Here is an 18,228-nt window from a genome sequence, read left to right as displayed (position 1 = left end):
TTCGTTCAGCAGGATCACCTTGGCGGTCGGGTGATTGGCGAGGATCAGCCGCTTGATCTCGACGTGCGTGATGCTGGCCATAAAGCTGCCGCCCACGACCGCGATCGTCTTGCCGTCCAGCGTCTCCAGGCGCGGCGCCTGTTTGATCATCTGCACGGTCGGCTTGCCCACCGGCGACACGACCGCGTACTTCCCCGCAGGCACCGGCGCGCCCGTCGCGAGGCAAGCATCGTCGCACTCGTAGTCGAACGCGCCGCCCATCTCGAGGACGGCCGTCTTCGGCGCAAGCGCCGCACCGGCCAAGCGAGCGGCATCGCCCGCTGCTACGTTCGCTCTTTCGGCACCGCCCGCAGACTGCATGCTGAGCGCTACGGCAAGCAACAGCATCATCGGCGTAGTGGCGGCGGGTGGTTCGGCATGGTGGACCGGGTGACGGCCGACGCGATCCGCATCCGACCGGTCCAGGCCGGGCGTCCGGCGGCGGCAATGCCGCGCGACCGGCTGGAGATGGTCTACATCCCGGTCGACCGCATGCCGGCCGAGGTGAGGTGCAGCGACCGGCAACAGGGCTGAGGGAACTATGTGCCGGCCGGTGCTGAATACGTCCGAATCTGCCGCTTAGGAAAGGTGGGCGAGGGTGCTGCGGTCGTACACGCGCTAGCCAAAAACGTGTAGTTCTGCCTGGAGTTAGGCCGGCAGGATTAGCTACTCGGTGGGTTCCGGCATGACAGCCTTGCCGCATGGGGATGCGGCATTACCCACTCGTCTTTCGCTATGAAGTAGTTCCGCACACACGCACCGCCGTCCGGAGAGGTGCTTTTTTCAGCAGCCGTGACAACCTCAGCCGTCGCGATATTATGTTCGCGAGTGGTCACAGGGACACATCGTCAAAAGGAGGGCCTCTTGGGCTCGCGCAACCATTGGCACCGTACGGCCTTCATCGAACGGCTGGAGAACCGTCTTCTACTGGCGGCCGCGCCACTGGCGGACCTGCGGCCTGGGGACAACGGCTCTACGCCAGGGGCGTTCTTCGAGCTTGCGAATGACCTGTCGATCTTCCACGCGGTACCGGAACTGACGTCGTCCGGGTCGACGTACCAGCTACACCGGACCGACGGGACGCCGACGGGAACGAAGCCGCTGCTCGCCGGCGCTGGCCCGACGGCGGGCCAGCCGTTCAGCACCTTCGTGGCGGAGACGCACTCGACGCCGGTCATGTTGGGTGGCAAGGCGTACTTCGCCGCCAGCGAATCCCTAATCTTGGGGCAGGGCAAGCTCTGGGCGACCGATGGCACCGACGCCGGCACCGGGCGCGTCGTCGACGTTTACCTGCCCACCTATTCCTCCGAGAACAGCGGCGAGTGGGCGCTGGCGGTGGGCGAGACGCTGTACTTCGTCGGCGCCGCCACGGTCGGCGGCGCGCCGCAGTTGTACAAGTCGAACGGCACGGCGGCGGGGACGTCGGCGATCACCGCGTCGCTGGCGGCGCCGCACGCGCGCGTCACCGCGATCCTGGGCGCCGTCGGCAATGTGGTCTACTTCGTCGACGCCACGACCACCGAGGGCCGCCGCCTGTTGAAGACCGACGGGACCGCGGCCGGCACGCAGGTGCTCGGCAAGTTCAACGTCGGCATCTCCCAGGCCCAACCGCGAGCGTTTGTGGCCGCCGGTGACTTGGCGTACATGCTGATCAACACCAGCCAGGGCGACCGCTTGTGGCGCAGCAACGGCACCGTCGGCGGCACCGGGGTCGTCGACACCGGAATTCTGCAACTGTACACCGCCTCGCTCGGCACGATCGCGGGCGACGTCCTCTTCACCGCCCGCGCTATCGAGAGCAGCGACGTCTACCTCTACCGGTCCAATGGGACCGCGTTAGGGACGACGCGCGTCGGTGACCACATCGTCGGTGCCAGCCGGTACGGACAGCACACGTCGGCGTTCGTGCCGTTCGCAGGCGCCGTCTACTTCCAGGGACCCAGTGGCCTTTGGCGCACCGATGGGACGGCGGGTGGGACGAATCGATTGGCGCCAGTGCCCTCCGTGGTCGCGCCCGTCGTGCGCGGGGACCGATTGTGGCAACAGCTATTCTACGTCGACGCGGCGGACCCGACGCAGGCCCGCGCGGTCGTGCCGGACGGCAACTTCCACCTTGCCGCCAGCCCGGCGTGGATCGCCGGCCCCAGCCAGCCCGCGGTGCTCGGGTCGCGCGTCGTTTTCGTCGGAGCGCCAAGCCAGACGAGCCCGGACCGCGAGCCCTACGTGCTCCAGTTGCCTGGCCTGCACGCGCCGAACTTCACCGGCACCGTTTACACCGATGCAAACGCCAACGGTGTCCGCGAAGCAGGCGAAACGCCGAGCGCCGATCAAACCGTCTTCCTCGACGTCAACCGCAACGGCTCGGCCGACTGGGACGAATCCCAAACGCTCACTGATGCGCAGGGACGCTACACGTTCTACGGGCTGGCCAGCGGCCAGCACCGAGTCGCGATCAAGCCGGGCAACGCGCGCATATCCGCGCCGGGAACGACGTTCTACGACGTTACGATCGCCGCTACTGGTGGCAACGACGTCTCCGGTCTGGACTTCGGCCTGGAATATACCCACCGCGTGAGCGGTGGCGTCTTTGACGACCGCGACGGCGATGGGGTGCGCGACGGCGACGAACCATCGCTTGCGGGCCGAACTATATTTTTTGACGTGGACGGCGACGGCAACGTCGACAGCGGCGAGGTGTCCGTGGTTACGGACGGCAACGGCGCGTTCTACCTTCCGTCGGTGCCTAACGGTACGTACGACGTCCGTACGGTGCAGCCGGCGGGGTGGCGATCCAGCGAAGTCCAGGCGTGGCGCCGCCTGGTCTTGCCATCGAAGAGCGCCACCGAAACCAACCTCACCTACTTCGCGTCGACATCGCTGCCCGTTCCGGGCAAGGTCTCCGGCAAGATTTTCCTCGATGCCGACGCCGACGGTGTCCGCGACGCGGGCGAGGAGAACTCGGACAAACTCGTCTCCACGGTCTACCTTGATGCCAACGACAACGGGCAGCTCGACGCTGGCGAGGTCAGCCTGCGCGCGCTCTCGTCGTTCACCTTCTCCAACGTTGCGCCGGGAACCTACCGCGTCCGCGTGGCGGGCACCGCCGGTGCCGTCCCGACCAACTCCGGCAACCTGCTCGTGGTCGTCAGCGGCAATACCGCGGTGTCGACCGATTTGGGCATCACGGCCAACCGTTCCGGCCCCGCCAGCATCTCGGGCAGGGCGTTCGTCGACTACGATTTGGATGGCATCTTCGACGCCGACGAATCGGCCCTGACGACGCGGACGTTCATCGTCCTGCGTAACGCGGCGGACCCGTCCCCGGTGAACGACGTCGGCACCTACACCGACGCCAACGGCTGGTACGAGTTCGTCGGGGTCGCCTCGGGTAACTACACGGTCGTCTCCCTGAGCGGTGCCCCCGGGCACCTGCACACGTATCCACTGGTGCCGGGCCCCAACCCCCCGCAGACGGTGGCTCAGCATTCCATCGTACTGACGCCTGGTGCGCCGGTTGCGAACCGGAATTTCGGCCATGTTTCGATTGCTGAAGCGGCGATTGTCCGCGGTTCGATCTTCGCCGATCTGGACGGCGACGGTGTGCGCGACAGCGGTGAGGCCGGATTGGCCAACGTGCTGGTTCGCGGCCCTCTCAATCCCAACTTGAACGCGGCCCCCGTCACCCTGACCGACGCGGACGGGCAGTACGTCCTTCGCCTCACGCCGTCCTCGTTCGCGTCCGTCACCATCACGTTGCCCTCGGGCTGGTCGGCCACCCTCCCGCAATCGGCGGGCCGGCAGGTGGTGGCCCCGGCGCTGGGAGCCACTGACAACGTCAATTTCGGCGTCACGGCGCCGGCCGGTGCGCCGCTGCCGGGCGCCATCAGCGGCCGGGCGTTCGACGACGCCAACGGCGACGGCCTTCGCGCCGCCAGCGAGCCCGCGTTGGCCGGCAGGCTCGTCTACGTCGATAGCAATGGCAATGGCCGTCGCGATACGTTCGAGCTGACAGCGCGGACCAATTCCCGAGGCCATTACGTGTTCGGCAGCCTCGCCGTCGGCACTTACCAGGTCCGACTCGACCTGCCCCGCGCCGGCTGGGAAGGGGGCTGGGCCCAGACCACCCCGAACGGCAACGGCGGCGCGCATCCCGTCACCGTTACGGCCGGCACCCTTGCCGACGACAGAAATTTCGGCGCGCGATTCGCGCCGGGCAGCCTGACCGGCCTCCTCTTCAACGATCTGAACGGGAACGGTGAACGCGACCAAGGCGAACTGCCTTACGCGAATGGACGCGTGCAACTGGACGTTGACGGTGACGGCGTCTTTAGCGGCGTCAACGATCTCGTGGCGTCCGGTGCGGCCGACGGCACCTACACGTTCGCGAACCTGTCGCCCGGCGCGTACACACTTCGCCTTCAGGTGCCCACCGGCTGGGCGCAGACGTACCCGCTGGCGCAGGGGACGAGCACAGTCACCGTCGCGCCGCTCGTGGCCACCGCCAACGTTGACTTTGGCCTGTGGCTGATCGGGGGCTCGATCACCGGCAGGGTCTACGAGGACGTCAACGGCAACGGCGTCTACGATGCAGGCGATTCCAGCGGGTCGGGGCGCACGGTTCAGCTCGACGACGGAGACCCTCAGACGCCGGTGCTGCAGGTCACGACCAACCACAACGGCACGTACACGTTCGCCGGCATCCCGGCGGGGCAGTACCGTGTCAGCTGGGACGCCCCGGCCGCCCACCGCCTGACCAAGCCGACGACGGGCAACGGCTACGACGTCACGGTCGCCGTCGGCCAGGTGGCCGGCCCGTTCGACTTCGGCTTCGTCGCGACGCCGCTGACGGTCGGCGGCCGGATCTACAACGATGCCAATCAGAGCGGCGCACGCGAGGACGGCGAACTGGGCATGGCTGGCGTCGTCGTCTTCATCGACACCAACAACAACGGGTTGCTCGATGCCGTCGAACGACAGGTGACGACCAACGCGAACGGCGTCTGGACGTTCGCGGACCTCAACCCGTACGCGCTGCCCTACGTCTTCCGCGTCCACACGCCGTCGCGATGGGTACGAACGGCCCCGTACGGCGAGTTCGGCGACCAGATCACGTTCCGCTCGGCCGGCGTCGCCCGGGTGTACGACAACATCGGCGAGTTCGGCTTCTACCGCCCGACCAGCAACTACATCGCGGGCACGGTCTTCAGGGATCTGAACTACAACGGTACTCGCGAGCCGGACGAGCCGGGCGTCCCGTTCCAAGTCGTGCGGCTCGACAGTAGTCAGTACGTCCGAACCGATCGCGAAGGCTGGTACGCCTACCCGCGCGTCGACGCTGGCGAACGGCGCCTCCGCCAGATCGTGCAGCCGGGCTGGGTGCAGACCTCGCCGGGGCAGTTCGACTATCACACCGTTCAGTTCAGCGCGGGCGCGGCGGTCAACGACGTGGATTTTGGCACCGCGCCGTACGCAATTCTCGGCTCGATCTTCAATGACCTTGACCGCAACGGTGCGCAGGAAGCCGGGGAGTCCGGGATCGCCGGTCGCACCGTCTGGATCGACATCGATAACGATGCGGTAATCGATGTTGGCGAACCGCAGGCGGTCACCGATGTGCATGGCCGGTATGTGCTCTCCGGCGTGCCGGTGGCGGCCGCGGCAATACGTCAGGCGTTGCCGAGCGGTTGGCAGCAATCGTCGCCCTCGGCTGGCGCACCGATCAATGTCGTGCCCGCATCAGGTCGCGCGACGACGGACGTGAAGTTTGGCGCGTTCGATACGTCGGTCGTCGTGAACCCAGCGGTGACGCTGCAGGCGGAGGACGCGGTCCTGTCCGGCGGGACCGCCAGGTCCACCCAGCACACTGGCTTCACGGGAACGGGCTACGCCGACTACGCCGGCAGCGGCTCGGCGGCCCAGTGGACCGTCAACCGCGCGGCGGCCGGGCCGGCGACGCTGTCGCTGAGGTACGCCAACGGCGGCACGGCCGACCGCCCGCTGACGATCTACGTCAACGGCGCGGTGGTTGGCACGGTCGCCTGCGCCCCGACCGGGTCGTGGACCACTTGGTCGACCGTCTCGCTGCCGGCGACGCTGGCGGCCGGCACCAACACGATCAAGCCCGTCGCCAGCTCGGTCGCCGGCGGCGGCAACGTCGATTCCTTAGTAATTTCCGGCAGCACCGTCGTGCCACCGCCACCGCCACCGCCACCGCCGCCGCCGCCGGCCGACCTGGCGAGCGTCACGCTGCAGGCGGAGGACGCACTGCTGAGCGGCGGGACGGCGAGGTCAAGCCAGCACGCGGGCTTCACGGGAACGGGCTACGCCGACTACGCCGGCAGTGGCTCGGCGGCCCAGTGGACCATCAACCGGGCCGCGGCCGGCACGGTGACCCTATCGCTGCGGTACGCCAACGGCGGCACGGCCAACCGGCCGCTGACCGTCCTCGTCAACAACGTTGCGGTCGGCACGGTCCCCTGCATCCCGACCGGCGCGTGGACCATGTGGGGCACCTCGTCCTTGGCGAACGTCGCGCTCGGTGCCGGCGCCAGCCTGATCCGCCTCGTCGCCGGGGCCGCCACGGGGGCCAACGTCGACGCGCTGACGGTCGCGACCGGCGGCACCATCACGCCGCAGCCGCCGACGTCCCAGCCGCCCGTGACGATCCAGGCCGAGTCGACGACGCTCGTTGGGGTGACGCGGCAGGCGAACCACGGCGGCTATACGGGCGGCGGCTTCGCCGACTACGGCGGGGCGGGCTCGTACGTGCAGTTCACGGTAAGCCGCACGGCCGCTGGGCCGGTGACGGTGAAGCTGCAGTACGCCAACGGGTCGACCTACAACCGCCCGCTGAGTGTGTCGGTCAACGGCGTGGTGAAGCAGCCCAGCGTAACGATGGACGGCACTGGCTCGTGGACGACGTGGAACGAGCTGACGCTCTCGCTGGACCTGGTCGCTGGCAGCAACGTGATCCGCCTAACGAGCACGACAGACAACGGTGTCAATCTCGACGCCGTCACGGTCGGGTGAGGCCGGGCAGGGCGCGACGAGGGTCGAGACGCGGTGGGGCGTCACGCGGATCAGCGGCGACGAGGAGCTGCGCACGCCGTGCGGCGCGACGATCGTCAGTTGGTGGTGGTTCCTCGTGCCGGCGGCGGTGGGGGCGTAGCGATTGTACAGAGGCGCCGACCAAGAACCAGCCGCGTCGGCGCAAGCCGGGACGCCGACGACCTAGTCAGAGCCGCGGCCAGACCGTCGGCCGCTTCATGTACCGGCAGTGTCGCCTCTTGCGCAGCGACCCCGCCAGATTCAAGCACAGCGCGCGCGTGCCTTGCAGGCGCTCGCGCATCGCGATCAGGGTACGGTCGTCCGCCGGCAGCCGCTGGCGGTGGCGGTGGCGCTCGATGCCGGCGAGGAACGTGCATGCTTGGCGGTCGGTGAGCGCGGCGTGAGGTCACGGCGCAACGCGTGGAGGTGGCACTGCCTCCGACCGTAAGTTCGTTAAACAACAGACGCGGGGGCGTCGCTGGCGCGACCTGACCGCTGGTCCGCTGAGATGATCACCGCGCCCGCCACACTCGCCACGCCAGCCAGCAAGCCCACCCGCCCGCCGGCACGAGCACTTACGCCCCGTTCACGCTCCCGGCGTGCCACCCGGCTACAATCGCGCATGCGAAACGGCCACATGATCGGCATTACGCCGGCGGGAACGCCGGATTATTCGATACTCAAGGCGGCCGGTTTCCAATGGATGCGCGTGCACCTTGGCCTCCCCTTCGACGAGGAGGTGGGCGGCGCGCTTCGCAGCGGTTTCACCCAAGGCTTGGAACGGCTCGGCCAACATCGCGACGCGGGCCTGCGCCTGATGTGTTCGACGCCGACGCCAGGGTCCAGCCGATTCGATCCCCAGACTAAGCAGACGCGTTGGATCCCCAGCCTTCCAGAGTGGGCCGGGTCGCACCGCGAAGACAGGTACTATCAGGTCCTCGAGGAGTCCTGCGCCGAGATGGCCCGCCAGTCGCGCGGCGTGGTCGACTATTGGCAGGTCTCCAACGAGCCGGACATCGACCTGTTCCGCGGCCCGCTCGACGATGATGCGATTGCCCGGTTCCTCCTCACCACCGCCCGCGGCGTCAAACGCGGCAATCCCGATGCCCAATGCGGCATAAACCTTGGCGGGCCCAACGATAAGGCACGCGCGCTGGCCAAGGAGGTCTACCACGTCTCGGCCTGCCCGTTCGACTACGTCGGTATCGACGGGTACTTCGGCTCGTGGCAGCGGGGCGGGCCAGACAGTTGGCCGGCGTACATCGACGAAGCCCACGCCATGACCGGGCGGCCCGTCATCGTCGCCGAGTGGGGCTATTCCTCGCTGCACGAAGGGCCCATCACCGATGACCCGGGACGCGCGAAGCCGTACAACCAGGACGTCTGCCGCGGCAAACGCTGGGGCAAGGTCTGGCGACAGCGCCACACGCCGGAGGAGCAGGCCGACTACGTGCGTGAATGCATTGGCATTTTCACCGATCACCCGCATTGCATCGGCAATTTCTTCTTTCGGTACGGCGACACGGAAACGTGCTGGCAATGCGGGCAGCGGCTCTGCCCCGCCGAATGCGCCTGGGGGATGATCGACGTCGCCGGCCAACCCAAGCCCGCCTACTATGCGCTGAAGGAATCGATCGCCGACGCGTTCGGCGCGGAGGTCGCGTGACTGCGTGTTAGCCACCGGCGCACGGCGGATCGGAGTAACAACCGGGTCGGGATCGGGGGGCCGTGTGGAACGGGGTGCGGAAATGAAGAGATGCTAGGTAGGACTCGGACCTGCGCTAACAACGCCGATCGCAGGCCATACTATGCTAAATAGCCAAGTTCGATGCCGTCAATGTTTCTGGTTCGGTCAACGAATGGACGATCACACGTCGATCACCATGCCATCGAAGGCAACGGCAATGCCGTGCGGGAGGAAGGTGCGAATCAATTCTTCGTGCAGCACACCCCCGTTGTGCGAAAAGTGCGTGACCACGACGAACGTCGCGTCCGTCACCGCGCCACGACGGCGAAGGGCTTCAACTGTCTGCAACACGCCGGGCACGTTCAGGTGATGGCGGTTGTCCGACCGCTGGCTGCCGCTCGTGCATTCCAGCAGTGCCACGTCCAGTGGCTCGCCGTTGAGCGCGTCGAGCGTGGCCTCGGGGAAGAGGCCGGAGTCGTGTCCGTACAGCAGGTGCTTGCCGCCACGAGTGACCTTCAGCATCAGCGCGCCCGGTGCGCTGTGCTCCGCAGGCAACGGAAGCACCCGGTCGCCCGCGTGGGTCGCGAATGGTTCGAGCGGCCGCATTAACCTCAGGTCGAGCATCGCCTTCATCGGATGGCTGTGCTCGCGTCGGATGGCAGCCAGGACGTGCACGTTGCCGTATATGGCCACCGGCTCCTGCACGCGCGTGGACGTGTACCACTTCTGCAACCAATGCAGTTCCTGCGGAGCCAGGTGATCGGCATGCTCGTGGGTGAAGAGGATCGACCGCACGTTCGCCAGCGACTGCCGTTGCGCGTGCGTGACCGTATCGCCGTTGTGGTCGATCTTCAGGTCGTCGCCGATCAGCGCGCCGCTGCGCGTACGAATGTTCGGGCCGCCACGGCGGCGCGCTTCGGTGCAGGCGTGACAGTCACAATAAGCGGCGGGCCATCCCTCGGCCGCGGCGGTGCCCAGCAACTGAATACGCATGAGCGAGTCACCTCGGTTCATCCCCCCAAGCCAAAGCCCAAGCCCAAGCCCAAGCCCAAGCCTATCACCTTACCTGAACGGGCGACAATCACGGTGTGGGGACGTTGGCCGTCGGCTCGGAAACCGACGGCGCATAACCGGGCGAAACGTAATTGATCCCAGCAACGCCCTCGGGTACGAAGTCCCCGCCGGTCGGTGCGCCGCGCTTCACGGGTTCCCAGACCGGGCTGTTCTTGGGCCACAGCACCAACTCCGGCCATTGACGGTCGGGATTCTCGGATTCCGCCCAAACGTCTTCGAGCTTCATCGGGAACGGGCGAAGCTGCCAGTAGACGTACCCGCCGGCGCGCACGTTCATCCGGCGGAAGTCGAACACCTTCACGTTCGCGTCCTTAAAGTGCTGATCGGGCCCGAGGAAGAAGCCCTGGTATTGGCTGATGCCGGTCAACCGGTCGATCCGCAGTTCGGCCGGTCCGGCCCACGTCTGCACGACGTCGGCATGGTGGCCCTCGCGCGTGCCCAGCAGCTTCTCGACTCGCACGTTCTGGATCTGCAGGACGGCGTTGGGATCGCGCATGTCGATGTTGAAGCCCTCGGCGGCATACTCGCCGGTGATCAGCAAGCCCTCGACGTGCACGGTACCGGTGGCGCCGTTGACGTAAACCGCGCGGCGGCGTAGGGCGGCTTCCTTCTCGCCGGGCACGACGACCGGGGGCTCGTCGAAGCGAATCTCACCACCGATCAGCACGACGTTGCGCCCGCCACCGATGCTCAGGCCACCGGTGGTGGTCAATGGCTCCGATGGCATCTTGATGATGTAGTCCTTGGACTTGTCCAACTTCAGGTGGGCCGGCCGCGGCGCGTCGGCCCGGTCCTTGATCACCTGGGCCACATCGATCGTAGTCGGGTTCTCCAGCGTTGGCGGGGCCCACGTCAGTTGCGCGGGCCGATTGGCCGCCTGCTCGGCCTGGGCCGCATCGGTCGCCGGCGCCTGCGCTTCGGCAAGGGTAACGCTGCCGCTGGCGAGTACCGCGCCCGCGCTCAGCAACGCCATCAGGCATGCGTGACGTATTCGATTGATCTGCATGAACTACTCCTGAAGATTGAAAGCTTCTGGTTTCCTCAACGCACCCTGTCAATTCATGATGCCGCGACGGCGATGCAGGAACAGCAGGCTGGCCGACATTAGCAGGGCGAGCGCCGCTGGTTCCGGTACGGCGACGGCGACGTAGCCCGGCGAAACATAATCGACGCCGGCGACACCTTCGGGAACGAAGTCGCCACCCGGCGGCGTGCCCAGTCGCACGTCCGCCCAGTCGCGCCAGTTCTGCGTGCCCACCTTGGGCCACAGGAGATCATCGACGTTGTCTCTCGTTGGATTCTCGGACCGGGCCCACACGTTCTGGATGGCGATCGGGAAGTCGCTTGTCTGCCAATAGGCGTAGCCGCCGGTCACCACGTTCATGTTGCGGAAGTCGAACAGATCGACCGGTGTCGAACTGAAGTCCATCGGGTTCAGGAAGAAGCCCTGGTAGCTGCTGAATCCTGAAAGCCGGTCCACGCGCAACTGGCTGGGGCCGCCCCATGTCTGAAGCACGTCGGCGTGATGACCCTCGCGGCTGCCCAGCGCCCGCCCGATGCGCATGTTCTGCACCTGAACGATCGCGCCGGGCGTGCGGACGTCGATGTTGATGCCTTCCGCCAGATGATCGCCGCCGATGCGCAGCCCTTCGACGTGAACGGTCCCGGTCGACCCCTTCACGTAAAGGCCGCGGCGGTGGGTTGATGGGGAGTCGGCCGCTGGAGCCTCATCAAAACGAACGTCGCCACCGATGACCACGACGTTGCGTCCACCGATGATCCCCAGGCCGCCCGGGACGGTCATGGAGGTGCTGGGCATGTGGATGACGTAGTCCTTCGTGACGTCCAGATCCAGATGGCCCGGCGTCGTCTTCCACGCTGGGGCGTCGCGAAGGACCTTTGCCACATCGATGACGGTGGGGGTGGTCAGCGTCGGCGGCGCCCAGCTGAGCGGCGCCGCCGATACACTGGCGGTTGGGGCAAACCCGAGACCCGTGAGCAACACCGTACAGATGAATATTTGGGTTGCGGTCTTGAACATCAATCATGTCTCTGGCGATGCTGGTAATGTCGGGTCCAACGGTGGCTATCAGTCCAACGGAAGGGTGGCAGCCGGAGCACCCTGCGGCGAGCCGGTGAACTGCTTCCATTGGGTGCCGTTGGCGTGAAGGGTGCGAAAATCGTGGTAGCGAATGGATTCCACGTGACCGTCACCAAACGCGAAGTTCGCCGAACGGCCGGGGTGGCCAGCGTCGCGCCCGCCGTACTGGTACATCCACGGCTTGCGATTGCCCGCGACCAGGATCATGTCGACGCGGCTATCGAACTGCCATGTCCCAAGATAGGTGCTGGTCCAGGTGTCGGTGAACCAGAACTTGCTCGACTTCAGTAGTCCGCTCTTCACGCTGGTGGGCGTCGCGTAATAGCCACCACCAAGGTCTCCGCCCAACCATTTGTTCATGCTGTAGTTGGTCGCCGACCCCTTGTACGAGCCGTTGGTCCATGGCGTGGTTCCCGAAGGGGCTCGCTTCGGCTGCAGCTCGGCCGTGGTCGTGGGGCAGTGAAGGGCGGTGCCTTCCTGACGGTTGAGCGCGGCGAGGACCTGCGGCTCGGTGCGGAACTGGCTCATCAAGTATTTGTGATACCACCACGTGTTCGACGCGGGGTAGCCCAACGTGAAGTTGTTCGATTGATACCCGTTGTGCGGCAAATAGCCCTTCCAATCGTTGGCGTACTGCAGGCCCCACATTGCGATTTGCCGCAGGTTCGACTGGCACGCCACCGACGCCGCTGACCGTCGGGCCTTGCCAAGCGAGGGCAGGAGGATCGAGATGAGAACGGCGATGATGCCGATTACGACAAGCAATTCCACGAGGGTGAACCCTTGACTGCGTCGCTGCATGGGATGCTCCTACAGGGCGGTGGTGCTGAACGCGCCCCGGTACGAAAGAGAGATGGCTCGAGCCGCCGTCGATGGGGAACGGTGGCACATTTTGGTGCGTGGGCTGGTCAACATCGCCGAGCCCGTCGTCACCGGTTTAGCAAGGACGTGCCAGGCGCGCTGCGGGCGGCCTTCGCAGGAGGAGGCGGCCGAAGTTGACCTGTGTCCCACTGCATCACCCGATCCACCGAGGTCAGACACGACTAACTTGCCGCGACCGGTGTTATGAAGGAAATATAGTCCCGAAATCGGCGGTGACCTTCCCAAGATGCGGAAATCTTTTCCCGGAATGCGACACTGTAGAAGTCTTTGATGCCGCAGTTGGGGAATGGCAGTGGAGCGGCTCTATCGGTGAAGGCGGTACTGGCGACGGTAGGCGGTGGGGGTGATGCCGAGCTGCTTGTGGAACGTCATGCTGAGCTGCTTTCCCGTACCAAAGCCGGCACGCTGCGCGATCGTCGACATGGACAAGTCGGAACTGCTCAGCAGGTCTTGGGCGCGTTGCAGTCGCACGCGCATCAACTCGGCCAATGGGGTGCGGCTGAAGGCGGCGCGGAACTTGCGCTCGAGCGATCGGCGAGAAAGGGGAATGTCCTGCAGCACCTGCTTGATGTCGATCGGGCGGTGCGCGTTCTGGTGGATGAACCGGATGGCCGCCGCCAAATCGAGATCCGCAATGGCCTGCACGTCGGTCGAGGCGCGCGTGACGACGTGGACCGGTGGCAGCAACGCGGGTTCTGCAGGCGCCGGTTCCCCGCTCATCAGCTTTGCAAGCAGCTTGGCCGCCTCGTAACCGATGCGCTCCAGCGGCGTCTTCACGCTGGACAGCGGTGGGTGAGCCAGGCCACAGAACAGGTCGTCATCGTCCACACCGATCAGCGCGATGTCTTCAGGAATGCGCACGCCCACCTGTCGGCAAATCTCTGATAATCGCAGCCCAATCGCGTCATTGGCGGCAAACATGCCGCACGGCCGTGGGAGCGACAGCAGCCATTGCTGGATGCCGGCGTCGGCCGTCCACGCCCAGACGCTGGCGGCGTCGGGGGCGTGGGGATCATGGTAGCTCTGGCACGCCAAGCCGACCTTCTGAAGCGTTTGCACGAACCCCTGTTCGCGCTGGTTCGAATACGCGAACGACGAGCACCCCACGAACGCGAAGTGCCGGAACCCGCGCTCCAGCAGGTGCTCACCGGCCATTCGCCCGACCGCCACGTCGTCGACGCCAACCATGGGCAAGTTGACGCTCGCGTCCGTATTGGCAAAGCTGACGACGGGGATGCCCAGCGACTTAAGCAGCTCGGGCATCTCGTTGTTGTAGATGAACGCCAGCACGCCAGCCGGGTGCCACGTCTTGAGCATCTGCAGCACGTCGGTCGTCTGTGCCGCCATACCGAAGACCCAGTTATGAGCTTGGTCGGCGTAGCTGACGATCCCACGGAGCACGCCGCGGTAGTAGCCCGAGTCCGGACGCATCAGGAGCGCGATGGGAAGCGTGTGGGGCATAGGGGTTCGTCCTGCCAGAGCTCCGGCTTCTGCGCAAACGCGAGGGTTCTCACGAGTCGCCATCCCCGTGGAGAAGTGTCCTCGCAGGTAATCGACGCCGTCTTATATAAACGAATTTCTGTCGCAAAGCAGGAAATATCTTCCGCAATTTGGGGTGGATGCCGCAGCTTGGCAAATTAGACTCCTGAACAGCCGACGGATGCATGTCAGGTAGATCGGCATTCGGGCTGGTTGTGGTTGGCTCATTGCTCGCTCAGGTTTCGCCGGTCAACGCGGCGGACGAGCAACCCTTTTTGATAGGAGCCAACTATCCATCCGATCCGTCGCCAGAGGTCGATGTGCTGTTCGACGAGATGGGAATGAACTTCGCCCGGCTGACCGGTGGCGGGTACGGTTGGGCCGTCGAGGGTCACCGTCGCTGACTATTTAGGCTCTGACCTACTGGATTGATACAGCAGCGGCGGTGTATTCGATGTCGCAAAATTGGAAGAACATTCCGCATATTGGGAAGGCATCGGTTCAGATACGTGATACGTTTGTTCACGTTCCCACGCGGGCAAATCGGGGTTGAGGTTGGGGCGAAGCGAAATCAGATGGAGGAAGAAATGTCTCAGTTCGGTGCGACGTTCAAATGTGGCTATTTCACAGCATCTATCGTCGGTTTCAGCCTGCTTGCTAGCAGCTCAGTCGCATCGGGGGTGACCGTCCTGAACGACGATTTCACCGATGGCTTGAGCAATGATTTAACTAATACGACTGATGTCCCATGGTTCACCGATAACACCGCCAGCGGTTCGTTCGGAACCGTGTCGCCTACGTCTGGGGGCTTCAACCCCTCGCGCCCCGCATTGCAGATGCGATATCCCGGAACCGCGGCGGTCGGCACGTTTTACAACGCAGGAGGGGATGTGCCGGCGTCGGTCACGCTTGGCGTTGGTGACTACATTCGCCTGCGCACGAATTTCCTTCTGGACGAGGATCCCATTCTTAACGGCAGCTTCTCGATTGGCCTCTACAACTCGCCGTCCCTGACGTTCACCACGGCCAATGGGGGCTCGTCGTTCAATGACGATTCCGGCTATCGGGCCAACCTCGGAACCGGAACTACCTCGTTGGCCGAACTGGCTTACGAGGGCGGTACGAACAGTGGCATTCTGGCGGGCACGGACAACGCGACGTTGACCGGCGTGAGCGTCGCGCCGGCCCTCAATCAGCGGCGGGTCAGCTACCTTGCGGAACTCCTGATCACCCGCTCCACGGCGACCTCCAACACGGTGGCGCTCACCATCTCCAATGCCGCGGGTACCACGGTCCTCGGAACCGCCTCGGCGATCGACGCGAGCGCGACGCAGTTCACGTTCAACGAGGTCGTGTTCGGCATCAACACCGGCGATCGGCGGCAGTTCGACAACGTGCTGGTCGAGACGTCGGTAACCCCGGTTCCGGAACCCGGTTCGTTCGTGTTCCTCGCCGCCGCCGCTGCCGGTCTGACCCTGCGACGCCGGAAGGCCATCGCTCGGTAGCACACTGGCCGCGCCATGATCGCCTAGCGCGATACGAAGCCTTCCGACGATGATCGCAGCAACCTATTCGCAGGGCGGCGGACTGAAGGTCGCCGACGTGCCGTTGCCCAGCGTCGGGGACGACGAAGTGCTGCTGAAGGTGGCCGCCACTTCGATCTGCGGGACCGACACGAAGATGATCCGCCACGGTCACCGCAAGCTGCGGGATGATCGCCGCCAGCGAGGAGGAGTATGCCGAGCGTCTGGAACAGCTGGTCGTTCGCCTGAAGCAAACCGGCGCCACGCGTCGTAGAGTGGCTGGTACTTGAAGACCGGCTTCTCGCCGAATTCGGGGATCGTGCCGCGCAGCATGAACGCGCAGGTCTGGGGCGGCGCGTCCTCCAGTGGCTTCTTCCCGCCCCGGAACCCGAACATCGCGACCTCCTCGCATGTTGGGATCCACGCTTCGAGCACGCGAAGCAGGCCCCGAACGTCGAAGGAAAGCGGAACGCCGTGATAGATGAGATCCGAGTCGCCGATCAACCATTCGTAGCAAACGTTGAAGAGCTCGGAGGCGTCGCGGAGGACGCGCTCCTCGAGCAACGTGGCGATCTGGCGCCCATCCATCAGCGCGGTCAGTGGTAAGTAATGCTGGGGCAGCAGCGACGGAATATGCTGGTGCTTGACGCCATGGACCTCAAAGAACTGCAGCCATCGTCCGACCAACTCCTCGATGTCCCGGCGGCCGGACAACTGGGCGAGCGACGAGTGGGAGGACGGCACCGGATAGAGCTCGCGCCAACGGTCCGGCTCCAGCGGCGCGTTGGCCGAATCGAGTCCCCGTCCGTCCACGAATTGTCCACTGATGCGTACGTGCCGACGTGCGGCTTACATACGAGCCGAGACTTCGACTTGAGCCAACAACTACCGCGAGGAGCAGGAGTACCGCCACGCACTGCGATTGCTGTGGCGGCGTGACGGCGGGCACGATCGTGGCGGGGATTCATCATCAGCAGTGCGATGACTGCTTGAGAACGGCGTTGTGGAAGACGCTGGCGGAGCTGGAGGGGGAAGGGCGGCGCAGGGGGCGGGATCGAGTCGCAGGGGCGGCGTGCCCCGACGGCGGGGCGGCTGCTTGGCCAGGGGAGAGTCGCACCGCGCGAACAACCGCCCTGCTCGGCTGCGTGATTGGGAACGCGACCGTATGGTGCGAAAGGGGGCCACGTCGGCTATCATCTTCCCGCGGGCAGGCGAGGCTTGTGGGCTCAGGGGGACCGGCGTATTGGTCATCCCGGGACGCAGGCCACGCCCACAATGGCAGGTGGCGATCGTGGGCAATCAGGACACAGCAGCGGGACGGTCAAACCGTGAAGAGTCGCGGCAGGGCGCGACGTGTCCGGTCATCGTGATCGCCGCGTCGGCTGGGGGTTATGAGGCATTGGTCGAGCTGTTGCCGTCGGTGTCCGACCGCGCGGGCGCAGCCATCGTCATCGCGTTGCACCGGGCCGTTGGACACCGGAGCTTCCTGGTCGAGCTGTTGCGCAAACACACGACGTGGACGGTGAAGGAAGCGGGTGACGGCGAGCCGCTGCGGGCCGGTTCAATTTACATCTGCCCGCCGGGCATGCACATCACGGCGGGCCAAACACTACGATTGATCGACGGGCCGCGGTTGAACTTCGTGCGGCCGTCGGCGGACCTGATGTTCACCTCGCTCGCCTGGACGCACGGCTCGCGCGCGATCGGCATCGTGCTGTCGGGCACCGGCACGGACGGCGCGATCGGGAGCAAGGCGATCGTCGACGCGGGCGGCGTCGTGGTCGCCCAGGATCCAATCTCGGCCCGGTGGCCGGAAATGCCGGAGGCGGCGGCGGCGATCGGACCGGCGCAGTGGGTGTTGCCGCCCAGCGAGATGGGTCCGTTGCTGCTGCAGGTGCTGGCCCGTCAGGAAGCGTCGCCCCGCGCACATGATGAGGCCGGTACAGCGTCCGACCTCGGCGAGCGCGCGCTGACGAAGGTTTTGCTGGTCGACGACCACCAGATCGTGCGCGACGGGCTGCGCGCGCTGCTTAACGCCGAGCACGACCTCAGCGTTCTGGCCAACGATGCCGCCGACGGTCGTGATGCGGTTCGGTTGTCCGCCCAGTTCCGGCCGGACGTGGTGGTGATGGACCTGGGAATGCCCGAGCTCGATGGTTTCGGCGCGACCAGCCAGATCTTGGCCATGGCGCCGCAGACGAAGGTCGTTGCCCTGACGGCTCACACCGACGCCGGAGCGACCGACCGCGCGCTGCACGCCGGCGCAGCGGCCGTGCTGAGCAAGCAGAAGGCGTACGACGAACTGGTCGTCGCGATACGGTCGGTGATGTCCGGGCATGTCTACGTCAGCCGCCAGGGACACGCCGCGACAGAGACGACCGGCCCAAGGTAGTCGC

The 18,228-nt window shown here is 65.7% G+C and carries 14 protein-coding genes; 7 read left to right on the top strand and 7 right to left on the bottom strand.

What is annotated here, in order from left to right:
* The coding region (locus tag VGN72_03340) for a hypothetical protein (protein ID HEV7298373.1) at positions 1 to 390 on the bottom strand (390 nt) is incomplete at its 3' end.
* 27 nt (positions 391 to 417) lie between these two features.
* Here VGN72_03340 and VGN72_03335 point away from each other — a divergent pair.
* From VGN72_03335 to VGN72_03320, 4 genes are all read left to right on the top strand, one after another.
* Positions 418 to 573 carry a hypothetical protein gene (locus VGN72_03335; GenBank protein HEV7298372.1) on the top strand — a complete coding sequence of 52 codons (156 nt, stop codon included), beginning with the start codon at positions 418 to 420 and terminating at the stop codon, positions 571 to 573.
* A 330-nt stretch (positions 574 to 903) separates the two neighbouring features.
* Positions 904 to 7,068 (top strand): SdrD B-like domain-containing protein, encoded by a 6,165-nt coding sequence (locus VGN72_03330; GenBank protein ID HEV7298371.1) that lies wholly within the window; start codon positions 904 to 906, stop codon positions 7,066 to 7,068.
* The gene (locus tag VGN72_03325) at positions 7,037 to 7,207 is read left to right on the top strand and encodes a hypothetical protein (protein ID HEV7298370.1); all 171 of its coding nucleotides are present in this window, start codon (positions 7,037 to 7,039) and stop codon (positions 7,205 to 7,207) included. Before VGN72_03330 ends, VGN72_03325 begins: the two co-directional genes overlap by 32 nt.
* Positions 7,208 to 7,723: 516 nt before the next feature.
* Entirely contained in the window at positions 7,724 to 8,752 is a 1,029-nt protein-coding gene (locus tag VGN72_03320; protein ID HEV7298369.1) for a hypothetical protein, read from the top strand.
* Positions 8,753 to 8,953: 201 nt separating this feature from the next.
* On the opposite strand, the gene VGN72_03315 is transcribed toward VGN72_03320, so the two are convergent.
* The 5 genes from VGN72_03315 to VGN72_03295 all read right to left on the bottom strand — a co-directional run bounded on the left by VGN72_03315 (position 8,954) and on the right by VGN72_03295 (position 14,291).
* Positions 8,954 to 9,766: an MBL fold metallo-hydrolase gene (locus VGN72_03315; protein HEV7298368.1), complete on the bottom strand. Its 813-nt coding sequence runs from the start codon at positions 9,764 to 9,766 to the stop codon at positions 8,954 to 8,956.
* Positions 9,767 to 9,854: 88 nt separating this feature from the next.
* Positions 9,855 to 10,853, bottom strand: a complete 999-nt coding sequence (locus VGN72_03310; GenBank protein ID HEV7298367.1) for a hypothetical protein — start codon at positions 10,851 to 10,853, stop codon at positions 9,855 to 9,857.
* Between the two features lie 48 nt (positions 10,854 to 10,901).
* Complete coding sequence (locus VGN72_03305; GenBank protein ID HEV7298366.1) at positions 10,902 to 11,888, bottom strand: PEP-CTERM sorting domain-containing protein; 987 nt, start codon at positions 11,886 to 11,888, stop codon at positions 10,902 to 10,904.
* Positions 11,889 to 11,936: 48 nt separating this feature from the next.
* On the bottom strand, positions 11,937 to 12,749 hold the full coding sequence (locus VGN72_03300) for a type II secretion system protein (protein HEV7298365.1): 813 nt from the start codon (positions 12,747 to 12,749) through the stop codon (positions 11,937 to 11,939).
* A 384-nt stretch (positions 12,750 to 13,133) separates the two neighbouring features.
* Complete coding sequence (locus VGN72_03295; protein HEV7298364.1) at positions 13,134 to 14,291, bottom strand: DNA-binding transcriptional regulator; 1,158 nt, start codon at positions 14,289 to 14,291, stop codon at positions 13,134 to 13,136.
* A gap of 293 nt (positions 14,292 to 14,584) precedes the next feature.
* Between VGN72_03295 and VGN72_03290 the strand changes: the two genes are divergently transcribed.
* Together VGN72_03290 and VGN72_03285 are read left to right on the top strand one after the other, a co-directional pair.
* Positions 14,585 to 14,713 (top strand): hypothetical protein, encoded by a 129-nt coding sequence (locus VGN72_03290; GenBank protein HEV7298363.1) that lies wholly within the window; start codon positions 14,585 to 14,587, stop codon positions 14,711 to 14,713.
* 183 nt (positions 14,714 to 14,896) lie between these two features.
* Positions 14,897 to 15,814, top strand: a complete 918-nt coding sequence (locus VGN72_03285; GenBank protein HEV7298362.1) for a PEP-CTERM sorting domain-containing protein — start codon at positions 14,897 to 14,899, stop codon at positions 15,812 to 15,814.
* Between the two features lie 189 nt (positions 15,815 to 16,003).
* Here the strand turns inward: VGN72_03285 and VGN72_03280 are convergent, their stop codons facing one another.
* Positions 16,004 to 16,645 carry a hypothetical protein gene (locus VGN72_03280; GenBank protein HEV7298361.1) on the bottom strand — a complete coding sequence of 214 codons (642 nt, stop codon included), beginning with the start codon at positions 16,643 to 16,645 and terminating at the stop codon, positions 16,004 to 16,006.
* 478 nt (positions 16,646 to 17,123) lie between these two features.
* Between VGN72_03280 and VGN72_03275 the strand changes: the two genes are divergently transcribed.
* Positions 17,124 to 18,224, top strand: coding sequence for a chemotaxis protein CheB (locus VGN72_03275; GenBank protein HEV7298360.1), 1,101 nt, complete (start codon positions 17,124 to 17,126; stop codon positions 18,222 to 18,224).
* The last annotated feature ends 4 nt before the right edge of the window (positions 18,225 to 18,228 follow it).

It is taken from the genome of Tepidisphaeraceae bacterium, assembly GCA_035998445.1.
Classification (GTDB): Bacteria; Planctomycetota; Phycisphaerae; order Tepidisphaerales; family Tepidisphaeraceae; genus DASYHQ01.
The sequence above is the reverse complement of the archived record's forward strand: the minus strand, read 5'-3'. Positions and strand labels throughout refer to the sequence as shown.

Coding starts and splice junctions, on each gene's coding strand:
- VGN72_03335 (HEV7298372.1), top strand. CDS start 418: ATGGTGGACCGGGTGACGGCCGACGCGATCCGCATCCGACCGGTCCAG.
- VGN72_03320 (HEV7298369.1), top strand. CDS start 7,724: ATGATCGGCATTACGCCGGCGGGAACGCCGGATTATTCGATACTCAAG.
- VGN72_03315 (HEV7298368.1), bottom strand. CDS start 9,766: ATGCGTATTCAGTTGCTGGGCACCGCCGCGGCCGAGGGATGGCCCGCC.
- VGN72_03310 (HEV7298367.1), bottom strand. CDS start 10,853: ATGCAGATCAATCGAATACGTCACGCATGCCTGATGGCGTTGCTGAGC.
- VGN72_03305 (HEV7298366.1), bottom strand. CDS start 11,888: ATGTTCAAGACCGCAACCCAAATATTCATCTGTACGGTGTTGCTCACG.
- VGN72_03300 (HEV7298365.1), bottom strand. CDS start 12,749: ATGCAGCGACGCAGTCAAGGGTTCACCCTCGTGGAATTGCTTGTCGTA.
- VGN72_03295 (HEV7298364.1), bottom strand. CDS start 14,291: ATGCCCCACACGCTTCCCATCGCGCTCCTGATGCGTCCGGACTCGGGC.
- VGN72_03285 (HEV7298362.1), top strand. CDS start 14,897: ATGTCTCAGTTCGGTGCGACGTTCAAATGTGGCTATTTCACAGCATCT.